Raw genomic sequence first — 22,589 nt, forward strand, 5'->3', positions numbered from 1 at the left:
CGGCTGGTTCGGGGCTTTTTTTTGCCTGCCAGACGGACAAGGGCGCCTGATGTAGAAATCAGCGCCAATGTGTCTATCTTTCTTGGACTGAATGGTTCCTGCTCCTAATAAGCAAAGGAAATATCATCCAATCATTCAGTTTTATCTGACCAATTTGGTCATAGTCTTTTTCGCGCAAATGGTCGCAAAAACCTTCAACAGGTGGCCTTTTACCGCTAGTCTGCGGGCATCTGCTACGCCGACAACCGTACACCAATAAGAGTTGGCCATGACTGATCTGTTCTCCCTTCAAGGGTCCGACAATGCGGTGATTCCTGCGCTGGAAGGGCGTTTTTATCGACCGCCGTTGCCTGATGGGTACGTCAAGCGACCGCGTCTTTGCGAGCGCTTGCAGAGCGGATTGAAGGGGCGGTTGTTATTGGTTTGCGCCCCGGCCGGGTTTGGCAAGAGTTCGCTGGCGGTGGAGTTTTGCCAAGGCCTGCCGCAGCACTGGCAGAGCCTGTGGCTGGGGCTGAGCCGCCGGGACAGCGACCCCGGGCGTTTTCTCGAGCGCCTGCTGGCCGGCTTGCAGCAGTATTTTCCGCAACTGGGCCGGCAGTCCCTGGGCTTGTTGAAAATGCGCCAGCGTCACCAGCCATTTGCCTTTGAAGAATGGCTGGACGGTCTGCTGGATGAACTGGCCGAGCAGTTGTCCACGGCCACGCCGCTGGTCTTGGTGCTGGATGACTATCACCTGGCCCAGGGACCGGTCCTGGATCGTTGCTTGCAGTTTTTCCTCAACCATCTACCTGATGGCCTGCTGGTGCTGGTGACCAGCCGCCAGCGCCCGGACTGGCACTTGGCGCGGCTGCGCCTGTCGCGGCAATTGCTGGAGCTGCATGAACAGGACCTGCGCCTGACCCATGAAGAATCCCTGAGCCTGCTGGATCGGCACAGTAACGCATTGCGCGGTGAAGCCCTGGAAAGCCTGATCCAGCGCAGCGAAGGCTGGGTCGCGGGCTTGCGCTTCTGGCTGCTGGCGGTGTCCGAAGCGGGGGGCGTGGGCGCCCTGCCCCAGGGGTTGCATGGTGGCGAGGGGCTCATTCGCGACTATCTGTTGGAAGAAGTCATCGACTGCCTGCCCGGCGAAGTCCAGGCATTTCTCTACGATACGGCCCTGCAGGAACGCTTTTGCGCCGAGCTTTGCGATGCCCTGCGCGAAGCCCATGACAGTGCCGAGATCCTGCGCTTCCTCCAGGCCCACCAAGTGTTCCTGGTACCGCTGGACGAACATGGACGCTGGTATCGCTATCACCATCTGTTTTCCGATCTTTTGCGCAGCCGGCCGACGGCCAATGCCCTGATACCGGCTGCCAGCCTGCACCTGCGAGCCTGTCGCTGGTTCAACGCCCAGGGGCTGCTGGACGAGGCGGTGGAGCAGGCGCTGCGTGCCGGGCACCTGGATGTGGCTGCCAATCTGGTGCAGAACCTTTCAGAGGAGCAACTGCTGGCCGAGCAGAACGTCGGCATGCTGCTGCGCTGGAAAATGGACCTGCCCGACAGCCTGCTGGTCAGCACCCCGCGCCTGATCGTGCTCTATAGCTGGGCCCTGGGCCTGGCCTGCCAGTTGGATGCAGCACAGGAACTGGCGGCTCACTTGAGTCGTTTCCTGCCGGCACCTTCGGCCACTGCACAGAAGTCGATGCTGGCGCAATGGCTGGCCTTGAGCGGGATCATCGCCCGTGGTCGTGGCCAGCGGGAGCAGACCCTGGCTTATTGCGGCGAGGCCCTGGAAAGCTTGCCTCACAAGCGCTACGGGCAACGGTTGATGTGCCTGTCCACCCTGTCCAGCCTGGCCATTACCGATGCCGACCTGTGGCGTGCCCGCAGCCTCAATCGCGAGTCCCTGGAGCTGGCGCAGCGGGTCGGCAATCCGTTGTTCGAAGCCTTGGCCCATTACGATCGCGCGCGGGTGTTGCAGGCCCGCGGCGAGGTATTGCGGGCCCAGGAGGAAGTGCATCAAGGCTTATGCCGTTTGCAGGGTTTGTCGGCCCAACGGCTGTACGCGGTGCGGGCACGGCTGACGTTGTATGAAGGTTATCTGCTGACCCTGCGCTTGCAGCCCGAAGCCGGCCAGGCCCGACTGCAGGCCGGGCTGGTGGAGGCCCGGGCTTGTCGTGATATCAGCGTGTTGATCGGGCACTGCGTGATCGCCAAGCAGGAGGGCCAGCGCGGTGAGTTCGCCCGGGCCTTTGCCGAGCTGGCCGAAGCCGAGCGCCTGATGCATATCTGGGATGTACCGCCGATCTACTACCTGGCGATGATTACCCTGGTGAAGTGCGAGTTGTGGCTGGCCCAGGGGCGCACTGACCTTGCCGAGGCCTGGCTGGCTCGCTTGGGGCAGACCTACACGGGCGAGCAGGCCGCGGCGCCGCCGGAGTTCCATCCTCAATTACCCCTGCATATCGAATTGCAGCAAGCCCGGCTGGACGGTATCAAGGGCCAGGGAGCCAGGGCCATTCAGCGCCTGGAACGTCTGGTGGAGCATGGTCGGCACAGTGGCCGGCAATTGCTGTGCGTCATGGCCCTGACCCAGAAAACCGCATGGCTGCTGGCGGCGGGGCAGGGGCCGGAGGCGCGCCGGGATTTTGCCCTGGCCCTGGAGGCGGCAGTGGGGGGCGTATTGCAGCCTTTCGAGGCGCTGCTGCTCGATTATCCTGCCTGGGCGCGCGAGCAGCTCGAGTCGTGTGCCAGCACTGCGCTGACCCAGGCTTTGCTCGAGCGCTTGCCTTCGACGCCCCGTGACTCGCCGGAGCCAGCGGCTCCCAGTGAGTGCCTGAGTTCCCGGGAGCTCTCTGTGCTGCAACTGATTGCCCGGGGATGCTCCAACCAGGAGATCAGCGAGCGCCTGTTCATTTCGCTGCACACGGTGAAAACCCATGCCAGCCACATCAACAGCAAACTGGGAGTGGAGCGCCGGACCCAGGCGGTGGCCCGGGCCCAGGAATTGGGGTTGCTGGGGTAGGCGCTTTTGCCGTTCAGGAGGCCAGGTGCTGCTTGCAGTAATCGGCGAACAGGCGGGCCGGTTTGGTCAGTTGCCCACGCTTGAGCCAGGCCGCTACCAGGCCGGAGCCGGTCACGTCCTCGACGATATCCACGCATACCACCGGCTTGCCGTCGTAGGAGCACTGGCAATGGGGGCGAGTCACCAGGATCGAAAAGCCGAATCCCTGCCCGACCATGCCCCGCACCATCTCGATGGAGGGTGAGCTGAAGGCAATCTGGGGTGTCAGGCCCAGCTCTTCGAACAGGCTGACGAAATAGGTGCGGCTGGGTTGTACATCCAGCAGGATCATGGGCTCCAGGCACAGGTCCCGCAGCGAGACCTGGGCTTGCTGGGCGTAGCGGTGATCGGCAGGCAGCAGGGCATAGGGGCGCTGGGGCGGCATCAGCGGCTCGGTCTCGATGGTGCCGTCCAGCTCGTGCTCATACAGGATTACCAGGTCGTAGGCGCCACCGGTCAGGCCTTGCACCAGCTCTTGTTGCTCACCGTCGCGAATGCGGATTTCCACCCCGGGATACAACGCGCTGAAGCCGGCAATCAGTTGCGGCAGGTACAGGGGCGCCACGGTTTCAAAGCAGCCGATATCGATCTGCCCGGACACCACGTCGTTGTCTGCCAGGGCGTTCTGTTCGAACTCCTTGGCCATGCGCAACAGTTCCTGGGCCTTGCGGTAGAAGCGTGCGCCGCTGGGGGTGAGGGAGACGCCGAGCGCGTGATGGCGGATCAGCAACTGGACGCCGAAGCTGTCTTCCAGGCCCTTGATGGCGGTGGAGATCGAAGGTTGGGCGATGTACAGCTTGCGTGATGCTTCGGCGACACTGCCGCATTCGACGGTGGTGATGAAGTACTTGAGTTGACGCAGATTGTAGGTGGCCACGGCGAACCTCGTTCTTTGCCTTGGCCCGGGGAAAGGATCGTGATGATCCGGGCATGATTGCACCGGACCGAAGGGCACCGCATCGATCAGCGCAACCACGCGACGCAGCGGCATGCCCCGAGCGCGATTCTTGTCCGCCCACAATACCTATAAGCAGAGGGTTGCAGGGGAGGGCGGAACCAGCTTTTTCATCGCTTGCCAGTACATTTTTCCTCGCTCGGTGCTACTGGCGCAGGCTATGACGGCAGGTCGGCTGGGTTGTCCGCCTCAGGTTGCGGCTCTTGTGGGGGCTCTGTGTTCTCGAACGCCAGGGTCACGGTGTAGCACTGTTCTTCCACTGTGACTTCGATATGCCAGCCCAGGCGGGCGGATAGCTGGCGCATCAGTTCCAGGCCCAGGCCATAACCGAAGTCGGCGGAGGCCTCGCTTTGCTGGGTTTCGCGAATCCGGTTGACCAGGCGCAGCTGTGGATAAGCGAAATTGATCTCCACGACCCCGTCATCGGCGTACTGCAGGGCATTGCGCAGGAAGTTGCCGACCACGATGCGGCATGCGGTGAACGGCAGGCGGCAGGGTTCGCTGCTGATGTCGAGGATCAGCTCGATATCCCGGGTGCCGATCAGGTAGCGGTGCTCTTCGATCAGATCGTTGACCAGGCCGCTCATGTCGATGGCCTCTTCCGGCAAGGGCTCGGGCAGTTCGCGGCTCATCCACAGCAGTGTTTCGGCGATGCGCTGCATGTTCAGTACCGAGCGCTCGATACGTTGCAGGGGCGGCGGCAGGACACCTCCGGACTGCAGGGCCAGCAGTTCGATGTTGGCCTTGAGCACCGCCAGCGGAGTGCGCAGTTCGTGACTGGTGTAGCGCAACAGGCGACCTTCGCGCAGGCTGGCGGCCTGCACCTGTTGCACGCTTTGAGCCAGGGCGTCGGCCAGCATGTTGAACTCCTTGAAACCGAAGTGCGGGCGTTGTCCGGATACTGCCTCCGGGTCTTTGAGGGTGGTGGACCATTGGGCCAGCCGCCCCAGGGGCCTGACCAGCCACCAGACCAGCAAGGCGATGATGATCAGGGCTGGAATGAACACGGCCAGGCTGATGAAGATGACGCCACGCAATTCATGGTCGAGGTAGGCATCGGAGCGTGGGGTTTCCACCTCTCCACCTTCTTCCTGGTCATGATCGATGTCGTACATGTACAGCGTCTTGCCGTCGCTCAGGGGCTGGGCCAGGACGGCGCGGCCTTCATCCTCGTCTTCGGAGTCCAGGTCGCCGAATACCTGGACCGCGCCGAAGGACATGCTGGGCGGGGTATCGAGCATGTGGCGGATTTTCTCCGGCAAGGCCTCCTTGCCGATGACGCTGGTGTAGAAATAGTTGTGCGGTGGTGGTGTGTTCGGGTTCTTCGCGTAGTGCCGGGAAAAGTACTGGGCTTCCTCCTCCATCATTGCACTGGCGGTGTAGAGCAGGCCGCGTACGCTGTATTCCGGCAGCAGCAGGCTGTAGATCAGCAACACGATGGCGATCAGCAACAGGAAGCTGCTGCTGATCACCCACTTCAAAGCCAGACTCTTAGGCATGGGACCTCAACTGTATGCCGATACCGGGCAGGGTATGGATCAGCGGTTGGTCGAAACACTTGTCCACGGTCTTGCGTAGTCGGTGCATATGGACCTTGAGGGTATTGCTGTCCGGCGGCTCGTCGCCCCAGATCGTCGCCTCCAGGCGTTCCCGAGTGACCGGTTCGGGGCTGGCGCGCATCAGGCATTCCAGCAGGGTCCAGCAGATGGGTGACAGGTGCAGTTCCTGCCCGGCCCGGCTGACCTTGCGAGTGGACAGCTCCATTACCAGGTCGGCTACTTGCAGGCGGCTGGCCTGGCCGCTGCGGCGTACGCTGAGGGCACGGATCCTGGCCACCAGCTCGGCCAGCTCGAAGGGCTTGACCAGGTAGTCGTCGGCACCGGCGGCGAAGCTGGCGAGCTTGTCCGGCAGGGCATCGAGGGAGGTGAGCATCAGGATCGGCGTCTGGCTGCCGTGCTGGCGCAATTGGGCGCAAAGCTGCTGGCCGTCCAGGCGCGGCAGCATGATATCCAGGAGGATGACGTCATAGTGTTGGCTCAGGGCCAGGTTAAGGCCTGCCTGGCCATTGCTGGCGTGATCGCAGACGATGCCGCTGATCTCCAGGTACTCAATGACGGTATTGGCCAGGTCAAGGTTGTCCTCGACCAGCAGCAAGTTGATGTGCACGGGAATATCCCTCAGGGCCTGTGTCGCTCGATGGAGCGAAGGATAGCGGAGTCCGATGAGTGTCCGCCGATGTTTACCTGCCGTTAACCCACCCCTCGCTAGTCTGGAATCCTACTTTCATAGAGCGTGGCGCAGCCATGAACCTGTCTTCAGTCATCAAAGGCATCTTGCTGGTTTCGATTCTCCTGGGCCTGATGGCCTGTGTCCTGCCTTCCAGGGCGCCGTTGGTGCGCTTGGGCGAGGGTGGACCCCTTAGCTGGTTCCTGATTGGGCAGAACGCTGAACGGGCAGGGCAGGACTATGTCGCCAGTGCATTCTGATGAGGGCAACTACACCGACCAGTTGGTGTTGTGCCTGGTACTGATTCTGTGTGTATCGCTGTCCCTGGGGGCCTACATCATGCGCTTCAATGCGCAGATCGATAAGCAGCGGGAGTTGTCCCCAGTGCATTTGCTCGAGTGCGGCCAGGGACGCGGGGCTTTTATCGTCGACCCTCACGGGCGGCGTAGCAGCAGTGACAATTGCTACCTGATCGAAGAGGATGATTAGTTCGGGGGCAAGGGTTCTCCGTCGAATTCGAACGCAAGAAACGTAGTTCTGGCGCTTGAATCTCGATTTACAGTGAAGGCGTACAAGGCAAGCTCCATGGGAGCCGTGCCCCATACCCTTGGCGGAATGAAGGAGAGCTGACATGTCCTGTGTATTCAAGATCATCCCGTCCCCGGTGGGACAGCTGACCCTGGTGGCCAGGGGTGCGAAGCTTGCCGCGATCCTCTGGGAACAGGAGCGGGAAAACCGGGTGCGCCTGGGGCCGCTCGAGGAGGCCGGCGATCATCCCGCGTTGCTTGAGGCCCAGAAACAGTTGGCGCAGTACTTTGCTGGTACCCGCAAGCGTTTCGACCTGGAGCTGGACTTCGTCGGCACCGAGTTCCAGTGCAAGGTCTGGCAGGCCCTGCTGACCATTCCCTTCGGTGAAACCCGCAGCTACAGCCAGATTGCGCAGCAGATCGGCAGCCCTAAGGCCGTACGCGCAGTGGGGGCGGCTAACGGTCGGAATCCGATCTCGATCGTCACGCCTTGTCATCGGGTGATAGGTGCTTCGGGCAGCCTCACCGGGTTTGCCGGAGGGCTCGAGGCCAAGCAGTTCCTCCTGGCATTGGAAGGCGGGGAGACCATGCCGCTGGCGTTCTAAGTGAGCCATGGCGGCAGCTGTGCCAGAATGTTCTTTCGTTTTTCTGGAACATTCCCATGGACGCCGCCAAACCCAGCCTTATTCGCGAAACCTTCCCCGTCGGCCCGTTGCAGTGCAACTGCACCATCATCGGCGACCCTCTGACCGGGAAAGCCATCGTCGTCGATCCGGGTGGCAACCCGGACCTGATCATGGCGCGCCTCGACGCCTTGGGCCTGAAGGTGGTGAGCATCATCCACACCCATGCCCACCTGGATCACTTCCTGGCCTCTGGGCAGATGAAGGAAAAGACCGGCGCGACCTTGCATTTGCACAAGGATGACCAGTTCCTCTGGGACAACCTGGAGATGCAGTGCAGCATGTTCGGCGTGCCTTATACCCCGGTTCCTGCTCCGGATCGCTGGCTGGGCGATGACGAGGAGCTGGCCTGCGGTTGTGGCGTGGCCCTGCATACCCCGGGACATACCCCAGGTTCCATGAGCTTTTGGTTTTCCGAGGCTAAGCTTCTTATTGCCGGCGATACGCTGTTCAAGCGCGGGGTCGGGCGCACGGATCTGTGGGGCGGCGACCAGGCCACCCTGGTGCGCTCGATCAAGCAGCGTCTGTATACCCTCGACGAAGACGCCACAGTGGTCGCCGGGCACGGTCCGGACACTCGGCTGGGTGATGAAATGCGCCAGAACCCGTTCGTGAGAGCCTGATTTTTTGCTCGGCCTCCCACGGAATTTTTGCTGTTCTGTGTGTTCCAAAGCCGGCAAAGGTCCGTTGCCAACGTCCTCTGCATTACAGAATGCATATGTAGGAGCTTTCCATGTTCACCTCGCGTCGTTTGATTGTTGTCGCTACTGCTGTGGCCTTGTTATCCGGCTGCGCTTCGCCTAACCCCTATGACAACCAGGGGCAGGCTGACGGCGGTTCGTCGGGCATGAGCAAAACTGCGAAATATGGTGGCCTGGGTGCCTTGGCCGGTGCGCTGGCCGGTGCTGCAATCGACCACAACAACCGTGGCAAGGGCGCGCTGATCGGTGCTGCCGTGGTGGGTGCCTCCGCTGCCGGTTATGGCTACTACGCCGACCAGCAAGAGAAGAAGCTGCGCGCCAGCATGGCCAATACCGGGGTCGAAGTGCAGCGCCAGGGTGACCAGATCAAGTTGATCATGCCCGGCAATATCACCTTCGCCACCGACTCGGCGAATATCGCGCCAAGCTTCTATCAACCGCTGAACAACCTGGCCAACTCCCTGCGCGAGTTCAACCAGAACCAGATCGAGATCGTCGGTTATACCGACAGCACCGGCAGCCGCCAGCACAACATGGACCTGTCCCAGCGTCGTGCGCAAAGTGTGGCCACTTACCTGACTTCCCAGGGTGTGAGCAGTGCCAACCTGTCCTCGCGCGGTGCTGGCCCGGACAATCCGATCGCCAGCAACGCCGACGTCAATGGCCGGGCCCAGAACCGTCGGGTAGAGGTCAACCTCAAGGCGATCCCCGGCCAGCAATATCAACAGCCAACCCAGCAGTACCAGCAGCCTCCCCAGCAGCAGTATCAACAGCCCTACCAGCAGGGTTACTGATCGAACCGGCTTGAGCCGGGGGTACAAAAAAGCCCGCCCGATGAAAATCGGGCGGGCTTTTTGTTGGCAGGCAGAAGCTGGTTATTTCTTCAGGCCATATTGCTCGTCGAGCATGCCGGGGGCGTTAGGGGTCTTTGGCGCATAGTCCCGTGGTGGCTCCTGATCCCGTGGTGGCGTCAGGCGTTCACGTGGTGCCTGTACCGATTCGGAGTGCAGGGCGGCCAGCAGGCGCTGGCGGGTCAGTTCGTCCAGGGCCAGGCGATTGGCACCCTCGGCCAGATGATCCTGTACTTCCTGGTAGCTCTGGGTGAGCTTCTTCACCAGGGTGGCGGTGCTGTTGAAGTGAGTCACCACTTCATTCTGGTAATTGTCGAAACGTTCCTGGATATCGTCCAGCTGACGCTGCGTGCGGTTAGGCGCGGCGTTGGGCAGCAGGCGAGCGACCAGGAATCCAATGGCGACACCCGCGACCAGGGCAAGAGTCGGCAACAACCAAACTAAGAGCGAGTGTTCCACGAGTCCTTCCTCTATAAACGGCTTTGCTTTACGTTAACGGCTCGAACCTGCGCTGTATACCGCGATTCACTCGCAATAGATTGGCACAGACCATTTGCTAGACGAGTCGACCCCCTTCGAGGTCACGGAGTTCCTTCCTTGCTAATGCGTGAAACCCCTGTAGTGATTGCCGGCCCTGTAGGCCAACTGGAAGCCTTGTATCTGGAGGTGCCCGACGCTCGCGGCGTGGCGCTGATCTGCCACCCGAACCCGGTACAGGGCGGCACCATGCTCAACAAGGTGGTGTCCACTTTGCAGCGCACTGCACGAGATGCCGGGCTGATCACCCTGCGCTTCAACTACCGTGGCGTCGGTGCCAGCGAGGGCAGCCACGACATGGGCACGGGCGAAGTCGACGATGCCGAGGCGGCGGCCCATTGGCTGCGGGCCAAGCACCCGCAGTTGCCATTGACGCTGCTGGGGTTTTCCTTTGGCGGCTTCGTCGCGGCAAGCCTTGGTGGGCGCCTCGAAGCCCAGGGCGTGCAACTCAAGCACCTGTTCATGGTGGCCGCAGCGGTGACCCGCTTGCGCGATACCGACACCCTGGCGCAGGACTGTCCACTGACCTTGATCCAGCCGGAAACCGATGAGGTCATCGATCCACAGGCTGTCTATGACTGGTCTGGTGCGCTTGTTCGTCCCCATGAGCTGCTGAAAGTGGCAGAATGCGGACACTTCTTTCACGGCAAGCTCACCGATCTGAAGGATCTGGTGCTGCCGCGACTCACGAATTGATAGCAGTCTGATAAGCGATTACCCATGACTACTCGTACGCGTATCCTCACCGGCATTACTACCACCGGCACGCCGCACCTGGGCAACTATGCCGGGGCGATTCGCCCGGCGATCCTCGCCAGCCGCGACAGCAATGCCGATTCCTTCTACTTCCTGGCCGACTATCACGCCCTGATCAAGTGTGATGATCCGCTGCGTATCCAGCGCTCGCGCCTGGAGATCGCCGCTACCTGGCTGGCTGGTGGCCTGGATGTGGACCGCGTGACCTTCTATCGCCAGTCCGATATCCCGGAAATCCCGCAACTGACCTGGCTCTTGACCTGCGTCGCCGCCAAGGGCCTGCTCAACCGTGCCCATGCCTACAAGGCTTCGGTGGACAAGAACGTCGAGGCCGGCGAAGACCCGGATGCCGGCGTCACCATGGGCCTGTACAGCTATCCGGTGCTGATGGCCGCGGACATCCTGATGTTCAACGCGCATAAAGTGCCGGTGGGGCGTGACCAGATCCAGCACGTGGAGATGGCCCGGGACATCGGCCAGCGTTTCAACCACCTGTTCGGCCAGGGCAAGGAGTTCTTCGCCATGCCCGAAGCGCTGATCGAGGAAAGCGTTGCCACCTTGCCAGGCCTGGACGGTCGCAAGATGTCCAAGAGCTACGACAACACCATCCCGCTGTTCACCAGTGCCAAGGACATGAAGGATGCGATCTCGCGGATCGTCACCGACTCCAAGGCGCCAGGCGAAGCCAAGGATCCGGACAACTCCCACCTGTTCACCCTGTTCCAGGCATTCTCCACTGCCGAGCAGGCCGCCGAATTCCGTAGCGAACTGCTGCAGGGCCTGGGCTGGGGCGAAGCCAAGAGTCGCCTGTTCCAGTTGCTGGATGGTGAGTTGGGCGAGGCTCGCGAGCGTTATCACCAGTTGATCGCGCGCCCGGCGGATCTGGAGGACATCCTCCTGGCTGGCGCGGCCAAGGCCCGTGGCGTGGCGACGCCGTTCCTGGCCGAGCTGCGCGAAGCGGTAGGCCTGCGCTCCTTCGAAAACCAGGTTCAGGTGGCGGCCACCACCAAGAAGAAGGCGGCCAAGGCTGCGCGTGTCGTCAGCTTCCGCGAGGACGATGGCAGCTTCCGTTTCCGCCTGCTGTCCGCCGATGGCGAGCAACTGCTGCTGTCGCGCAACTTTGCCGATGGCAAGGCCGCCGGTGCCGCGAGCAAGCAGTTGCAGTCGGGTCAGGAATTGGACCTGCGTACCGAGGCCAATGGCTTCGGTATCTGGCTGGACGGTGCCTGTGTGGCTGACAGCCCGACCTTTGCCGATGCTGCTGCCCGCGATGCGGCCATCGCAGAAGTACGGATTGCCCTGGCTCCAGCCCAGGACTGAGCGGAATCTTCCCGACCAAGGGCTGATTGCCATTCCCCGGGGCCGTCGCTAAAGTGACGGCCCGTTTTTGTTGCCTTGCTAACGAATTATGACGCCCCTAGAACGATACCAAGCAGATCTGAAACGCCCGGATTTCTTCCATGACGCTGCACAGGAAACCGCTGTGCGTCATCTGCAGCGCCTGTATGACGATCTGATCGCGGCCGAGCACAACAAGCCGGGCCTGCTCGGCAAGCTCTTTGGCAAGAAGGACCTGGGGCCGGTCAAGGGGTTGTACTTCTGGGGCGGCGTGGGGCGTGGCAAGACCTACCTGGTCGATACGTTCTTCGAGGCCTTGCCATTCAAGGAAAAGGTTCGTACGCACTTCCACCGCTTCATGAAGCGCGTCCACGAGGAAATGAAGACCCTGGGTGGCGAGAAGAACCCGCTGACCATTATCGCCAAGCGTTTCTCGCAAGAGGCGCGGGTGATCTGCTTCGATGAATTCTTCGTGTCCGACATTACCGACGCGATGATTCTCGGCACGCTGATGGAAGAGCTGTTCAAGAACGGCGTGACCCTGGTCGCCACCTCGAACATCGTGCCGGACGGCCTGTACAAGGACGGTCTGCAACGCGCCCGTTTCCTGCCGGCCATTGCCCTGATCAAGCAGAACACCGAAATCGTCAACGTCGACAGTGGTGTCGACTATCGCTTGCGTCACCTGGAGCAGGCCGAGTTGTTCCACTATCCATTGAATGAGGCAGCCCACGAAAGCTTGCGCAAGAGCTTCCGGGCGCTGACGCCGGAGTGCACCCAGGCCGTGGAAAACGACGTACTGATCGTCGAGAACCGCGAGATCCGCGCACTGCGCACCTGTGACGATGTGGCCTGGTTCGACTTCCGCGAGCTGTGCGACGGCCCGCGTAGCCAGAACGACTACATCGAGCTGGGCAAGATCTTTCACGCGGTGCTGCTCAGCGGTGTGGAGCAGATGGGCGTTGCTACCGATGACATCGCCCGGCGCTTCATCAATATGGTCGACGAGTTCTATGACCGTAACGTCAAGCTGATCATCTCCGCCGAAGTGGAGCTCAAGGATCTCTACACCGGTGGCCGGCTGACGTTCGAGTTCCAGCGGACCCTCAGTCGTTTGCTGGAGATGCAATCCCACGAGTTCCTCTCGCGGGCGCACAAGCCGTAATCGCGACTCGATGGAAAAAGGGGCCTGCTATGCAGGCCCCTTTTTTTTCATGCCGCCAGTTGCTGGAACTGCTGGCGGTACTGGTTGGGTGAAAGCTCGGTGTGCTGGCGGAACAGCCGGGCGAAGAAGCTGGCATCGTCGTAGCCGACTTCGTAGCTGATGGTCTTGATGCTCTTGCGTGTTCCTGACAGCAGGCCTTTGGCGGTTTCGATCCGCAGGCGCTGCAGGTAGTGCAGGGGCTTGTCGCCGGTGGCGGTCTGGAAGCGCCGCATGAAGTTGCGAATGCTCATGCCGTGCTCGCGCGCTACGTCCTCGAAGCGGAACTTGTCGGCGAAGTGTTCTTCGAGCCAGTGCTGGATCTGCAGGATGATCACGTCCTGATGCAGCTTCTGGCCACCGAAGCCGATGCGTCCCGGGGCGTAGCTGCGCTGGACCTCATAGAGGATGTCCCGGGCCACGGCCTGGGCCACGCTGGCGCCGCAGAAGCGCTCGATCAGGTAGATATAGAGGTCGCAGGCCGAGGTCGTGCCGCCGGCACAATAGAGGTTGTCGGCATCGGTCAGGTGCTTGTCCTGGTTGAGCTGGACCTTGGGAAAGCGCTCGCTGAAGGTGCTGAAGAAGCGCCAGTAGGTGGTGGCCTCCTTGCCATCGAGCAGCCCGGCCTCGGCCAGCCAGAAGACCCCGGTGGCTTCGCCGCAAAGTACGGCGCCACGGGCGTGTTGGGCGCGTAGCCAGGGCAGGATCTGTGGATAACGTTGGCACAGTGAGTCGAAGTCGTCCCAGAAGGCGGGGAGGATGATCACGTCGCTATCTTCCAGTGGGCCATCCACTGGCATGATCACGTTGCTGAAGCTGCAGACCGGCTGGCCGTCGGGGCTGACCAGGCGAGTCTCGAAGGCCGGCGTCAGGCCATGACCCAGCTGCTTGCCGTAGCGCAGGCTGGCCAGGTGGAAGAAATCCTTGGCTTGCATGAGGGTGGAAGCGAAAACCCGGTCGATAGCCAGGATGCTGACGCGCCGCAAGGGCGTGGAAGTTTGGTTAGACATAATTCGATTGTTCTTATAGGGGAAAGTGGTCACCAGACGGCTGGATCGTCTTATTTTTTGTCGGATGTGTCCAGTGTCCCGTGCCTGTGGCTGGGCTTAGGCTCTGGCAGCCAGACCCGATCAATGACAATCACAGGTGGCTGCATGATTCCCAGAACCTTGTTCAGTTCCGAACACGAACTCTTCCGTGACAGTGTGCGTACCTTCCTTGAAAAAGAAGCGGTGCCTTTCCATGGCGAATGGGAAAAGCAGGGCTACATCGACCGCAAGTTGTGGAGCAAGGCGGGCGAGGCGGGGATGCTGTGTTCACACATTCCCGAGGAATACGGCGGGCTGGGGGCGGATTTCCTGTATAGCACGGTGGTGATCGAGGAGGTCAGCCGCCTGGGCCTGAGCGGTATCGGCTTCTCCTTGCATTCGGACATCGTCGCGCCGTACCTGCTGCATTACGGCAGTGAGGCGCTGAAGCAGAAATACCTGCCGCGGATGGTCTCGGGCGAGCTGGTCACGGCGATCGCCATGACCGAGCCCGGAACCGGGTCCGACTTGCAGGGCGTGAAGACCACGGCAGTGCTCGACGGCGATGAGTATGTGCTCAACGGTTCCAAGACCTTCATCACTAATGGCTACCTGGCGGAGCTGGTCATCGTGGTGGCCAAGACCGATCCCAAGGCCGGGGCCAAGGGCACCAGCCTGTTCCTGGTGGAGGCCGATTCGCCAGGGTTCACCAAGGGTAAGCGCCTGGAAAAGGTCGGGATGAAGGCCCAGGACACCTCGGAGCTGTTCTTCCAGGACGTGCGGGTACCCAAGGAGAACCTCCTGGGCCAGGCCGGGATGGGCTTCGTCTACCTGATGCAGGAACTGCCCCAGGAACGTTTGAGCGTGGCCATCGGTGGCCTGGCCAGCGCCGAGGCGGCGTTGAAATGGACCCTGGACTACACCCGCGAGCGCAAAGCCTTCGGCAAGGCGATCGCCGACTTCCAGAACAGCCGGTTCAAGCTGGCGGAGATGGCCACGGAAATCCAGATTGGCCGGGTGTTCGTCGATCGCTGCCTGGAGCTGCACCTGAAGGGCAAGCTCGACGTACCGACGGCGGCCATGGCCAAGTACTGGGGAACCGACCTGCAGTGCAAGGTCCTGGATGAGTGCGTGCAGCTGCATGGCGGCTACGGCTTCATGTGGGAGTACCCGATTGCCCGGGCGTGGGCCGACTCCCGGGTGCAGCGGATCTACGCCGGGACCAACGAGATCATGAAGGAAATCATCGCTCGTTCTTTATAAGGAGGGCGCGAGCGCTGCCGGCGAACAGGTGGTTGCCTGTTGGCCGGCCAGTGGCGCAAGGCGTGGCTTACGGGGCGGGGTTGGGCTGGTCCTTGTGGATGGCTTCGATCCCGGCCAGGACTTCTTCCGATAACTTCAGTTCGGCGCTGGCGATGTTGCTGTCCAGTTGTTCCAGGGTGGTGGCGCCGATGATGTTGCTGGTTACGAAAGGTTGCTGGGTCACGAAGGCCAGGGCCATTTGTGCCGGGTCCAGGCCATGCTCGCGAGCCAACGCCACGTAACGGCTGCAGGCGGCTTCCGACTGGGGATTGAAATAGCGGCTGAAACGGCTGTAGAGACTCAGGCGTGCCTTGGCGGGGCGGGCGCCGCCTTCGTATTTGCCGGACAGGAAGCCGAAGGCCAGGGGCGAGTAGGCGAGCAAGCCGCATTGTTCGCGGATGGCAATTTCCGCCAGGCCCACCTCAAAGCTGCGGTTGAGCAGGTTGTAGGGGTTCTGGATCGATACCGCCCGCGGCCAGCCACGGCTTTCGGCCAGGGCCAGGAACTTCATGGTGCCCCATGGGGTTTCGTTGGACAGGCCGATGTGGCGGATCTTCCCGGCCCTGACCTGCTCGTCCAGCGCCTCGAGGGTTTCCTCCAGCGGGGTGAAGTCTTCGTCGGCCTTGTGCTGGTAGCCGAGCTGGCCGAAGAAGTTGGTGCTGCGTTCCGGCCAGTGCAACTGGTAGAGGTCGATCCAGTCGGTTTGCAGGCGCTTGAGGCTGGCATCCACGGCTTCGACGATATGCTTGCGGTTGTGCTTGAGGTGCTTGTCGCGGATGTAGTCGATGGTGTTGCCCGGGCCTGCGATCTTGCTGGCCAGGATCCAGTCGGCGCGGTCGCCGCGTTGCTTGAACCAGTTGCCGATGTAGCGTTCGGTGGTGGCGTAGGTCTCGGCCTTGGGTGGCACCGGATACATCTCGGCGGTATCGATGAAGTTGATCCCGGCCTGCTTGGCTCGCTCGATCTGGGCGAAGGCTTCGGCCTCGCTGTTCTGTTCGCCCCAGGTCATGGTGCCCAGGCAGATGGTGCTCACTTTCAGGTCGGTCCGGCCCAGTTGGCGGTAGTCCATGGGTACTTCCTCGGCAAAACAATCATAAAAGCAGGTTGAATTTTGTTTCGCAATCTGGATAATTCTGCAGCTCTTTCTGCGGTGGAAGTGATGCCCCGCCTGCCGAAGATTCTTGCCGCATGTCAGACGCGCTGACCCGAGCCCCCGAAAGCGTCTGTATTCGGCTGCCTTTGACCTTGTCAAAGTAAGCACTATTCAGTAAGATCCGCCGTCTATTTTGCTGGGCGGCCCCTGAGGCTATAAAGAATGAAAACTTTTACTGCTAAACCGGAAACAGTAAAGCGCGATTGGTTCGTCATCGACGCCGCTGGCCAGACCCTGGGTCGTCTGGCTACCGAAATCGCGAGCCGTCTGCGTGGCAAGCACAAGCCTGAGTACACTCCTCACGTTGACACTGGCGACTACATCGTCGTGATCAATGCCGAGCAGGTACGTGTTACTGGTGCTAAAACCACTGACAAAATGTACTACTCCCACTCCGGTTTCCCGGGCGGCATTAAGTCGATCAACTTCGAGAAGCTGATCGCTAAAGCCCCTGAGCGCGTGATCGAGACCGCGGTAAAAGGCATGCTGCCTAAGAACCCGCTGGGTCGCGACATGTACCGTAAGCTGAAAGTGTATGCGGGCGCTGCTCACCCTCATACTGCTCAGCAGCCCCAAGAACTGAAGATTTAACGGAATAGTTCATTATGTCGGCGACTCAAAATTACGGCACTGGCCGTCGCAAGACTGCAACCGCACGCGTGTTCCTGCGTCCGGGCACTGGCAACATCTCCATCAACAACCGTTCCCTGGATAGCTTCTTCGGTCGCGAAACTGCCCGCATGGTAGTTCGTCAGCCGCTGGAACTGACCGAGACCGTTGAGAAGTTCGATATCTACGTTACCGTTATCGGCGGTGGTGTAAGTGGCCAGGCTGGCGCAATCCGCCACGGCATCACTCGCGCCCTGATGGATTACGACGAGACTCTGCGCAGCGCCCTGCGTAAAGCTGGTTTCGTAACCCGTGACGCACGTGAAGTTGAGCGTAAGAAAGTGGGTCTGCGTAAAGCGCGTAAGCGTCCGCAATACTCCAAGCGTTAATTCGCTACTGCGTTCAAAAACGCCCAGTCTCCTCGCGGAGCTGGGCGTTTTTTATTGCCTGAAATTTGCCGTGTGACAACTTGCCACATCCGTGGAGGCCCTATACTACAAGGCCTGGCGCAGGGCCGGCTTGGTAATTACCTTGTCAGAATAGGGGCTTTTCATTACCATTCGGCAAAATTTTTATAAGTTCAGATTGTTACTTAGTAGATGCCTGATTTAACAGGCCACAAAGCTGATGGGAGAGGACTGAATGAGCAATGACGGCGTGAATGCAGGCCGGCGTCGCTTCTTGGTAGCAGCCACATCCGTGGTGGGTGCTGCCGGAGCGGTGGGGGCTGCGGTCCCGTTCGTGGGGTCATGGTTTCCCAGTGCCAAGGCGAAAGCCGCAGGTGCACCGGTGAAGGTGAATATCAGCAAGATCGATCCAGGTCAGCAGATGGTTGCTGAGTGGCGTGGTCAGCCAGTGTTCATCGTCCGCCGTACAGAGGAAATCCTGGGGAATCTTAAAAAGATCGAGGGCCAGTTGTCTGACCCTAACTCCAAGAACTCGGTACAACCAACCTACGTCGACCCGGAAGTGCGTTCGATCAAGCCAGAGATTCTTCTGCTGATCGGTATCTGCACCCACTTGGGCTGTTCTCCAACCTTCCGTCCTGAAGTGGCGCCCGCGGATCTGGGCAAGGACTGGGTAGGTGGCTATTTCTGCCCTTGCCACGGCTCCCACTACGATCTGGCCGGTCGTGTCTACAAGTCGCAGCCTGCGCCGTTGAACCTGCCAGTACCCCCGCATTCCTATGAGTCGGATGACGTCATCGTCATTGGCGTCGACACGGAGAAAGCGTGATGAGCAAGTTCATGGATTGGGTAGATGCACGCTTCCCCGCCACCAAGATGTGGGAAGACCATCTGAGCAAGTATTACGCTCCGAAGAACTTCAACTTCTTCTATTTCTTTGGTTCCCTGGCACTGCTGGTTCTGGTCAACCAGATCGTTACCGGTGTCTGGCTGACCATGAGCTACACCCCTTCGGCAGAAGAAGCCTTTGCTTCCGTCGAATACATCATGCGCGACGTCGAGTACGGCGCGATCCTGCGTCTGCTGCACTCCACTGGCGCCTCGGCGTTCTTCATCGTGGTCTACCTGCATATGTTCCGTGGCCTGCTCTACGGTTCCTATCAGAAGCCGCGCGAGCTGGTCTGGCTGTTCGGCATGCTGATCTACCTGGCGCTGATGGCCGAGGCCTTCATGGGCTACCTGCTGCCTTGGGGGCAAATGTCCTACTGGGGCGCCCAGGTGATCATCTCGCTGTTCGGTGCGATCCCGGTTATCGGTGACGACCTGACCCAGTGGATTCGTGGTGACTACCTGATCTCCGGTATTACCCTCAACCGCTTCTTCGCCCTGCACGTCGTGGCCCTGCCTATCGTGATCCTGGGCCTGGTAGTGCTGCATATCCTGGCACTGCACGAAGTGGGTTCGAACAACCCGGATGGCGTCGATATCAAGAAGCACAAGGACGAAAACGGCGTGCCGCTGGATGGCATTGCGTTCCATCCTTACTACACCGTGAAAGATATCGTTGGCGTAGTGGTGTTCCTGTTCATCTTCTGCTCGATCGTGTTCTTCTTCCCGGAGATGGGTGGGTATTTCCTCGAGAAGCCGAACTTCGAACAAGCCAACCCATTCAAGACGCCTGAGCATATTGCCCCGGTTTGGTACTTCACTCCGTTCTACGCGATTCTGCGTGCGGTGCCGGACAAGCTCATGGGTGTTATTGCCATGGGTGCTGCGATTGCCGTGCTGTTCGTATTGCCCTGGCTTGACCGCAGTCCAGTCAAGTCCATGCGCTACAAAGGCTGGCTCAGCAAGATCTGGCTGCTGGTGTTCTGCATCTCGTTCGTGATCCTGGGCGTGCTGGGCGTACTGGCGCCAACTCCAGGCCGTACGTTGCTGTCGCAGGTATGTACCTTCCTGTACTTCGCCTACTTCATTCTGATGCCGTTCTACACCAGGCTCGAGAAGACCAAACCGGTTCCGGAAAGGGTGACTGGCTGATGAAAAAGTTATTTGCTGCACTGATTCTTGTTGCTATGCCTGTATTGTCTTTCGCTGCCGAACACGGCGGTCCCGAGTTGGAAAAGGTCGACATCGACCTGAGCGACAAGGCGGCCATGCAGGATGGCGCTCGTACCTTTGCCAACTATTGCATGGGTTGCCACAGCGCCAAGTTCCAGCGTTACGAGCGAGTGGCCGACGACCTGGGCATTCCGCACGACCTGATGATGAGCAAGCTGGTCTTTACCGGTGCGAAGATCGGCGACCACATGAACATCGGCATGCAGCCGGCGGATGCCAAGACCTGGTTCGGTGCTGCTCCGCCCGACCTGACCCTGGTGGCTCGCGTTCGTGGTACCGATTGGCTGTATGGCTACCTGAAGTCCTTCTACGAGGATCCGGCACGTCCTTGGGGTGTGAACAACAAGGTGTTCCCGAACGTAGGTATGCCTAACGTCCTGGTTGGCCTGCAAGGACGCCAGGTGGTCGGTTGCAAGCAGGTGCAGATTGTCGAAGACGGCAAGAAGCAATATGACCCGCTGACCGGCACTCCGCTGACTCACGAAGCTTGTGATCAGCTGACCGTCAAGGAAAACACCGGTACCCTCAATGAGGCGCAGTTCGACGAGAAGGTTAAGAACCTGGTGACCTTCCTGGCCTACTCGGCTAACCCGGTCAAGCTGCAGCACCAGCGTATCGGCACCTACGTGCTGCTGTACCTGGCCTTCTTCTTCGTATTCGCCTACCTGCTCAAGCGCGAATACTGGAAGGATGTGCATTGATAGCGTTCTAAGCATCAGTTGTTGAGCCTGCGCGCCCAAGGGCGTCTCTGAAACTGTAACAACCCTGTATCATCCGGGGGTTACCAGAGGCGTCCTGAGGGCGCGCTCGTTTTTCTGCTTTCGATAAATTCAACACGCGAGGAGGATCGCCATGGGCGTGACCAATCGGTTGGCCTGTTACTCCGACCCCGCCGACCACTATTCCCACCGGGTGCGCATCGTGCTTGCGGAGAAGGGTGTCAGCGCCGAGATCATCAGTGTGGAGGCGGGGCGTCAGCTGCCGAAACTGATCGAAGTGAATCCCTACGGGAGCTTGCCTACGCTGGTTGATCGTGACTTGGCGTTGTGGGAGTCGACGGTGGTGATGGAGTATCTGGATGAGCGTTATCCGCATCCTCCATTGTTGCCGGTCTATCCTGTGGCTCGAGCCAATAGCCGGCTGCTGATGCACCGTATCCAGCGAGATTGGTGCGGGCACGTGGATCTGATTCTTGATCCGCGAACCAAGGAGGCGGCGCGGGTCCAGGCTCGCAAGGAGTTGCGAGAAAGCCTGACGGGTGTTTCCCCGCTGTTTGCCGATAAGCCATTTTTCCTCAGTGAGGAACAAAGCCTGGTGGACTGCTGCCTACTGCCCATACTCTGGAGATTGCCAGTCTTGGGTATCGAACTGCCGCGGCAGGCCAAGCCGCTGCTTGATTACATGGAACGCCAATTTGCGCGTGAGGCTTTCCAGGCAAGTCTGTCTGGTGTCGAACGTGATATGCGCTGAGGCTTAAGGAGCCGCTATGAACTCCAGTCGACCTTATCTGGTCCGCGCGCTTTATGAGTGGATTGTGGACAACGACTGCACCCCGCACATGCTGGTCAACTCTGATTACCCGGCGGTGCAGGTGCCCCAGGGCTTTGCCAGTGATGGGCAGATCGTCCTGAATATCTCCCCCAGTGCCGTGCGTCATTTGCACATGGATAACGATGTGGTGACCTTCGAGGGGCGCTTTGGTGGCGTGCCTCATAGCCTGCATGTACCCGTTGGTGCGATTCTTGGGATCTATGCCCGTGAAAATGGCCAGGGCATGGTCTTTGATCTGGAGTCTCCCCTTGATGATGGGGCCGATCTTGAGCCGGATGATGACCTGCCGCCAGATGATGAGCCTCCGCGCCCGAGTGGCAGGCCAAGCCTGAAAGTGGTCAAGTAATAAAAAAGGCGATCCGGTTGGATCGCCTTTTTTACGCCTGCTGGAATCTCAGTCGATGTATTCGAACAGCTTGACGATCTTTTGGACGCCAGAGACGCCCTGTACCAGGTTTGTCGCCTGGGCGGCTTCCTGCTTGGTCAGCAATCCAAGCATGTAGACGATGCCGTTTTCGGTCACCACCTTGATGCGTGAAGCTGGAACGCTGGCATCGGTCAGCATCTGGGTCTTGATCTTGGTGGTCAGCCAGCTGTCGTTCTGCCGTGCAAGGAACCCGGAGGGCGGCAGTACCTGAAGTTCATTGTGTACTTTCTTGACTCGCTGTACTTCGCTGGCGGCTTGCTCGGCCGTGGCCTTGAGGTCCTGGCGGGGTGTCTGGCCTGCCAGTAGCACGATGCCGTTGAAGCTGGTCACGACGATATGCGAGTTGTTTTCCAGGTCCGGGCTGGCTTTGGCGACATTGACCGCAACTTTGGTTTCGATCAGGGAATCATCGATCTTGCTGCCAAAGGTGCGAGTGCCGCGATCGTCATCGATGGGTTTGTCGCGGGTGGCGGTAATCACCGAGCTGCAACCAGTGATGCTCAGGCACAGGGTCAAGGCCAGGAGGCCAAGGCGATTAGGGGTCATTCTTCACTCCCGAACAATTGGCTGTCGATCAGATCGCAGAGGCAATGGATCGCCAGCAGGTGGACTTCTTGGATACGTGCGGTAACGGTGGCCGGTACGCGAATCTCGACATCTTCCGGTAGCAGCAGCGATGCCATGCCACCACCGTCACGGCCGGTCAATGCTACGACAATCATTTCACGATCATGTGCGGCCTGGATGGCCTGAATAATGTTTGCAGAGTTGCCGCTGGTAGAGATGGCCAGCAGTACGTCGCCGGGTTGGCCCAGGGCGCGGATCTGCTTGGAGAAGACTTCGTTGTAGCTGTAGTCGTTGGCAATCGAGGTGATGGTCGAGCTGTCGGTGGTCAGGGCGATGGCCGGCAAGCTGGGGCGTTCACGTTCGAAGCGGTTGAGCAGTTCGGAAGAAAAGTGCTGGGCGTCGCCAGCTGAGCCGCCGTTGCCACAGGAGAGCATCTTCCCTTCATTGAGCAGGGCGTTGACCATTACTTGGCTGGCTTGCTCGATGTGCGGTGCAAGTACGTCCATCGCCTGTTGCTTGGTGTCGATGCTGGCCTGGAAAAGCTGGCGAATTCGGGATTGCATGTCCATCTGTGTGACCTTAAGTAGCGCGGCTTGGTGGCACGTG

Annotated in this window: 24 protein-coding genes; 16 read left to right on the forward strand and 8 right to left on the reverse strand. The window is 60.2% G+C overall.

From position 1 onward, the window contains the following. The first annotated feature begins 268 nt into the window (after positions 1-268). Positions 269-3,004 (forward strand): winged helix-turn-helix domain-containing protein, encoded by a 2,736-nt coding sequence (locus C4K39_RS22405; RefSeq protein ID WP_124347446.1) that lies wholly within the window; start codon positions 269-271, stop codon positions 3,002-3,004. A gap of 13 nt (positions 3,005-3,017) precedes the next feature. Here C4K39_RS22405 and C4K39_RS22410 read toward each other — a convergent pair whose 3' ends face one another. The 3 genes from C4K39_RS22410 to C4K39_RS22420 all read right to left on the reverse strand — a co-directional run bounded on the left by C4K39_RS22410 (position 3,018) and on the right by C4K39_RS22420 (position 6,164). Beyond that, complete coding sequence (locus tag C4K39_RS22410) at positions 3,018-3,920, reverse strand: LysR family transcriptional regulator (protein WP_068578792.1); 903 nt, start codon at positions 3,918-3,920, stop codon at positions 3,018-3,020. A 236-nt stretch (positions 3,921-4,156) separates the two neighbouring features. Continuing rightward, complete coding sequence (locus C4K39_RS22415; protein ID WP_068578794.1) at positions 4,157-5,497, reverse strand: sensor histidine kinase; 1,341 nt, start codon at positions 5,495-5,497, stop codon at positions 4,157-4,159. Next, positions 5,490-6,164 carry a response regulator transcription factor gene (locus C4K39_RS22420; RefSeq protein WP_068578796.1) on the reverse strand — a complete coding sequence of 225 codons (675 nt, stop codon included), beginning with the start codon at positions 6,162-6,164 and terminating at the stop codon, positions 5,490-5,492. Before C4K39_RS22420 ends, C4K39_RS22415 begins: the two co-directional genes overlap by 8 nt. Before the next feature lie 300 nt (positions 6,165-6,464). On the opposite strand from C4K39_RS22420, the gene C4K39_RS22430 reads away from it, so the two are divergent. The 4 genes from C4K39_RS22430 to C4K39_RS22445 all read left to right on the forward strand — a co-directional run bounded on the left by C4K39_RS22430 (position 6,465) and on the right by C4K39_RS22445 (position 8,929). Next, entirely contained in the window at positions 6,465-6,713 is a 249-nt protein-coding gene (locus tag C4K39_RS22430; protein ID WP_068578800.1) for a hypothetical protein, read from the forward strand. Positions 6,714-6,855: 142 nt separating this feature from the next. Next, positions 6,856-7,356, forward strand: coding sequence for a methylated-DNA--[protein]-cysteine S-methyltransferase (locus tag C4K39_RS22435; RefSeq protein WP_068578802.1), 501 nt, complete (start codon positions 6,856-6,858; stop codon positions 7,354-7,356). Between the two features lie 56 nt (positions 7,357-7,412). Further along, positions 7,413-8,057 carry an MBL fold metallo-hydrolase gene (locus C4K39_RS22440; protein ID WP_068578803.1) on the forward strand — a complete coding sequence of 215 codons (645 nt, stop codon included), beginning with the start codon at positions 7,413-7,415 and terminating at the stop codon, positions 8,055-8,057. 110 nt (positions 8,058-8,167) lie between these two features. Further along, positions 8,168-8,929, forward strand: a complete 762-nt coding sequence (locus C4K39_RS22445) for a YiaD family glycine zipper/OmpA-like lipoprotein (protein ID WP_068578805.1) — start codon at positions 8,168-8,170, stop codon at positions 8,927-8,929. Positions 8,930-9,010: 81 nt separating this feature from the next. On the opposite strand, the gene C4K39_RS22450 is transcribed toward C4K39_RS22445, so the two are convergent. After that, positions 9,011-9,445: a Z-ring associated ZapG family protein gene (locus tag C4K39_RS22450; protein ID WP_011063336.1), complete on the reverse strand. Its 435-nt coding sequence runs from the start codon at positions 9,443-9,445 to the stop codon at positions 9,011-9,013. A 144-nt stretch (positions 9,446-9,589) separates the two neighbouring features. On the opposite strand from C4K39_RS22450, the gene C4K39_RS22455 reads away from it, so the two are divergent. The 3 genes from C4K39_RS22455 to zapE all read left to right on the forward strand — a co-directional run bounded on the left by C4K39_RS22455 (position 9,590) and on the right by zapE (position 12,782). Then, entirely contained in the window at positions 9,590-10,219 is a 630-nt protein-coding gene (locus tag C4K39_RS22455) for an alpha/beta hydrolase (RefSeq protein WP_068578807.1), read from the forward strand. Positions 10,220-10,243: 24 nt separating this feature from the next. Then, on the forward strand, positions 10,244-11,599 hold the full coding sequence (locus C4K39_RS22460) for a tryptophan--tRNA ligase (RefSeq protein WP_124347448.1): 1,356 nt from the start codon (positions 10,244-10,246) through the stop codon (positions 11,597-11,599). An 88-nt stretch (positions 11,600-11,687) separates the two neighbouring features. After that, positions 11,688-12,782: a cell division protein ZapE gene (gene zapE, locus C4K39_RS22465; RefSeq protein WP_068595661.1), complete on the forward strand. Its 1,095-nt coding sequence runs from the start codon at positions 11,688-11,690 to the stop codon at positions 12,780-12,782. 47 nt (positions 12,783-12,829) lie between these two features. On the opposite strand, the gene C4K39_RS22470 is transcribed toward zapE, so the two are convergent. Further along, positions 12,830-13,729 carry a GlxA family transcriptional regulator gene (locus tag C4K39_RS22470; protein WP_176719845.1) on the reverse strand — a complete coding sequence of 300 codons (900 nt, stop codon included), beginning with the start codon at positions 13,727-13,729 and terminating at the stop codon, positions 12,830-12,832. Between the two features lie 243 nt (positions 13,730-13,972). Here C4K39_RS22470 and C4K39_RS22475 point away from each other — a divergent pair, with 243 nt between their 5' ends. Beyond that, entirely contained in the window at positions 13,973-15,109 is a 1,137-nt protein-coding gene (locus C4K39_RS22475; RefSeq protein WP_053131934.1) for an acyl-CoA dehydrogenase family protein, read from the forward strand. A 67-nt stretch (positions 15,110-15,176) separates the two neighbouring features. Here the strand turns inward: C4K39_RS22475 and C4K39_RS22480 are convergent, their stop codons facing one another. Then, entirely contained in the window at positions 15,177-16,217 is a 1,041-nt protein-coding gene (locus C4K39_RS22480; RefSeq protein WP_068578815.1) for an NADP(H)-dependent aldo-keto reductase, read from the reverse strand. Between the two features lie 246 nt (positions 16,218-16,463). On the opposite strand from C4K39_RS22480, the gene rplM reads away from it, so the two are divergent. The 7 genes from rplM to C4K39_RS22515 all read left to right on the forward strand — a co-directional run bounded on the left by rplM (position 16,464) and on the right by C4K39_RS22515 (position 21,335). Then, a complete protein-coding gene (rplM, locus tag C4K39_RS22485) occupies positions 16,464-16,892 on the forward strand; it encodes a 50S ribosomal protein L13 (RefSeq protein WP_022640822.1) in 429 nt (142 codons plus the stop codon). Between the two features lie 14 nt (positions 16,893-16,906). Then, positions 16,907-17,299, forward strand: a complete 393-nt coding sequence (rpsI, locus tag C4K39_RS22490) for a 30S ribosomal protein S9 (protein WP_007961615.1) — start codon at positions 16,907-16,909, stop codon at positions 17,297-17,299. 253 nt (positions 17,300-17,552) lie between these two features. Next, on the forward strand, positions 17,553-18,146 hold the full coding sequence (gene petA / locus C4K39_RS22495; RefSeq protein ID WP_068578817.1) for a ubiquinol-cytochrome c reductase iron-sulfur subunit: 594 nt from the start codon (positions 17,553-17,555) through the stop codon (positions 18,144-18,146). After that, complete coding sequence (locus C4K39_RS22500; protein WP_053131929.1) at positions 18,146-19,357, forward strand: cytochrome b; 1,212 nt, start codon at positions 18,146-18,148, stop codon at positions 19,355-19,357. The genes petA and C4K39_RS22500 overlap by 1 nt, the downstream gene beginning before the upstream one ends. Continuing rightward, the gene (locus C4K39_RS22505; RefSeq protein WP_068578818.1) at positions 19,357-20,139 is read left to right on the forward strand and encodes a cytochrome c1; all 783 of its coding nucleotides are present in this window, start codon (positions 19,357-19,359) and stop codon (positions 20,137-20,139) included. Before C4K39_RS22500 ends, C4K39_RS22505 begins: the two co-directional genes overlap by 1 nt. 151 nt (positions 20,140-20,290) lie before the next feature. Next, entirely contained in the window at positions 20,291-20,908 is a 618-nt protein-coding gene (locus C4K39_RS22510) for a glutathione S-transferase N-terminal domain-containing protein (protein ID WP_068578820.1), read from the forward strand. A gap of 16 nt (positions 20,909-20,924) precedes the next feature. After that, positions 20,925-21,335 (forward strand): ClpXP protease specificity-enhancing factor, encoded by a 411-nt coding sequence (locus tag C4K39_RS22515; RefSeq protein WP_068578822.1) that lies wholly within the window; start codon positions 20,925-20,927, stop codon positions 21,333-21,335. 48 nt (positions 21,336-21,383) lie between these two features. Here the strand turns inward: C4K39_RS22515 and C4K39_RS22520 are convergent, their stop codons facing one another. Beyond that, positions 21,384-21,962, reverse strand: coding sequence for a BON domain-containing protein (locus C4K39_RS22520; protein WP_068578825.1), 579 nt, complete (start codon positions 21,960-21,962; stop codon positions 21,384-21,386). Then, the gene (locus tag C4K39_RS22525) at positions 21,959-22,552 is read right to left on the reverse strand and encodes a phosphoheptose isomerase (RefSeq protein WP_015636934.1); all 594 of its coding nucleotides are present in this window, start codon (positions 22,550-22,552) and stop codon (positions 21,959-21,961) included. The genes C4K39_RS22520 and C4K39_RS22525 overlap by 4 nt, the downstream gene beginning before the upstream one ends. Positions 22,553-22,589: the final 37 nt, after the last annotated feature.

This window comes from Pseudomonas sessilinigenes (assembly GCF_003850565.1).
Lineage (GTDB): Bacteria > Pseudomonadota > Gammaproteobacteria > Pseudomonadales > Pseudomonadaceae > Aquipseudomonas > Aquipseudomonas sessilinigenes.

Bases quoted from the DNA above. Each gene is read 5' to 3' on its own strand.
- C4K39_RS22520 (WP_068578825.1), bottom strand. From the start codon at position 21,962: ATGACCCCTAATCGCCTTGGCCTCCTGGCCTTGACCCTGTGCCTGAGC.
- C4K39_RS22505 (WP_068578818.1), top strand. From the start codon at position 19,357: ATGAAAAAGTTATTTGCTGCACTGATTCTTGTTGCTATGCCTGTATTG.
- C4K39_RS22515 (WP_068578822.1), top strand. From the start codon at position 20,925: ATGAACTCCAGTCGACCTTATCTGGTCCGCGCGCTTTATGAGTGGATT.
- C4K39_RS22435 (WP_068578802.1), top strand. From the start codon at position 6,856: ATGTCCTGTGTATTCAAGATCATCCCGTCCCCGGTGGGACAGCTGACC.
- C4K39_RS22440 (WP_068578803.1), top strand. From the start codon at position 7,413: ATGGACGCCGCCAAACCCAGCCTTATTCGCGAAACCTTCCCCGTCGGC.
- C4K39_RS22480 (WP_068578815.1), bottom strand. From the start codon at position 16,217: ATGGACTACCGCCAACTGGGCCGGACCGACCTGAAAGTGAGCACCATC.
- C4K39_RS22460 (WP_124347448.1), top strand. From the start codon at position 10,244: ATGACTACTCGTACGCGTATCCTCACCGGCATTACTACCACCGGCACG.
- C4K39_RS22445 (WP_068578805.1), top strand. From the start codon at position 8,168: ATGTTCACCTCGCGTCGTTTGATTGTTGTCGCTACTGCTGTGGCCTTG.
- C4K39_RS22415 (WP_068578794.1), bottom strand. From the start codon at position 5,497: ATGCCTAAGAGTCTGGCTTTGAAGTGGGTGATCAGCAGCAGCTTCCTG.
- rplM (WP_022640822.1), top strand. From the start codon at position 16,464: ATGAAAACTTTTACTGCTAAACCGGAAACAGTAAAGCGCGATTGGTTC.
- C4K39_RS22525 (WP_015636934.1), bottom strand. From the start codon at position 22,552: ATGGACATGCAATCCCGAATTCGCCAGCTTTTCCAGGCCAGCATCGAC.
- C4K39_RS22500 (WP_053131929.1), top strand. From the start codon at position 18,146: ATGAGCAAGTTCATGGATTGGGTAGATGCACGCTTCCCCGCCACCAAG.
- C4K39_RS22455 (WP_068578807.1), top strand. From the start codon at position 9,590: ATGCGTGAAACCCCTGTAGTGATTGCCGGCCCTGTAGGCCAACTGGAA.
- C4K39_RS22475 (WP_053131934.1), top strand. From the start codon at position 13,973: ATGATTCCCAGAACCTTGTTCAGTTCCGAACACGAACTCTTCCGTGAC.
- C4K39_RS22430 (WP_068578800.1), top strand. From the start codon at position 6,465: ATGTCGCCAGTGCATTCTGATGAGGGCAACTACACCGACCAGTTGGTG.
- C4K39_RS22510 (WP_068578820.1), top strand. From the start codon at position 20,291: ATGGGCGTGACCAATCGGTTGGCCTGTTACTCCGACCCCGCCGACCAC.
- zapE (WP_068595661.1), top strand. From the start codon at position 11,688: ATGACGCCCCTAGAACGATACCAAGCAGATCTGAAACGCCCGGATTTC.
- C4K39_RS22405 (WP_124347446.1), top strand. From the start codon at position 269: ATGACTGATCTGTTCTCCCTTCAAGGGTCCGACAATGCGGTGATTCCT.
- rpsI (WP_007961615.1), top strand. From the start codon at position 16,907: ATGTCGGCGACTCAAAATTACGGCACTGGCCGTCGCAAGACTGCAACC.
- petA (WP_068578817.1), top strand. From the start codon at position 17,553: ATGAGCAATGACGGCGTGAATGCAGGCCGGCGTCGCTTCTTGGTAGCA.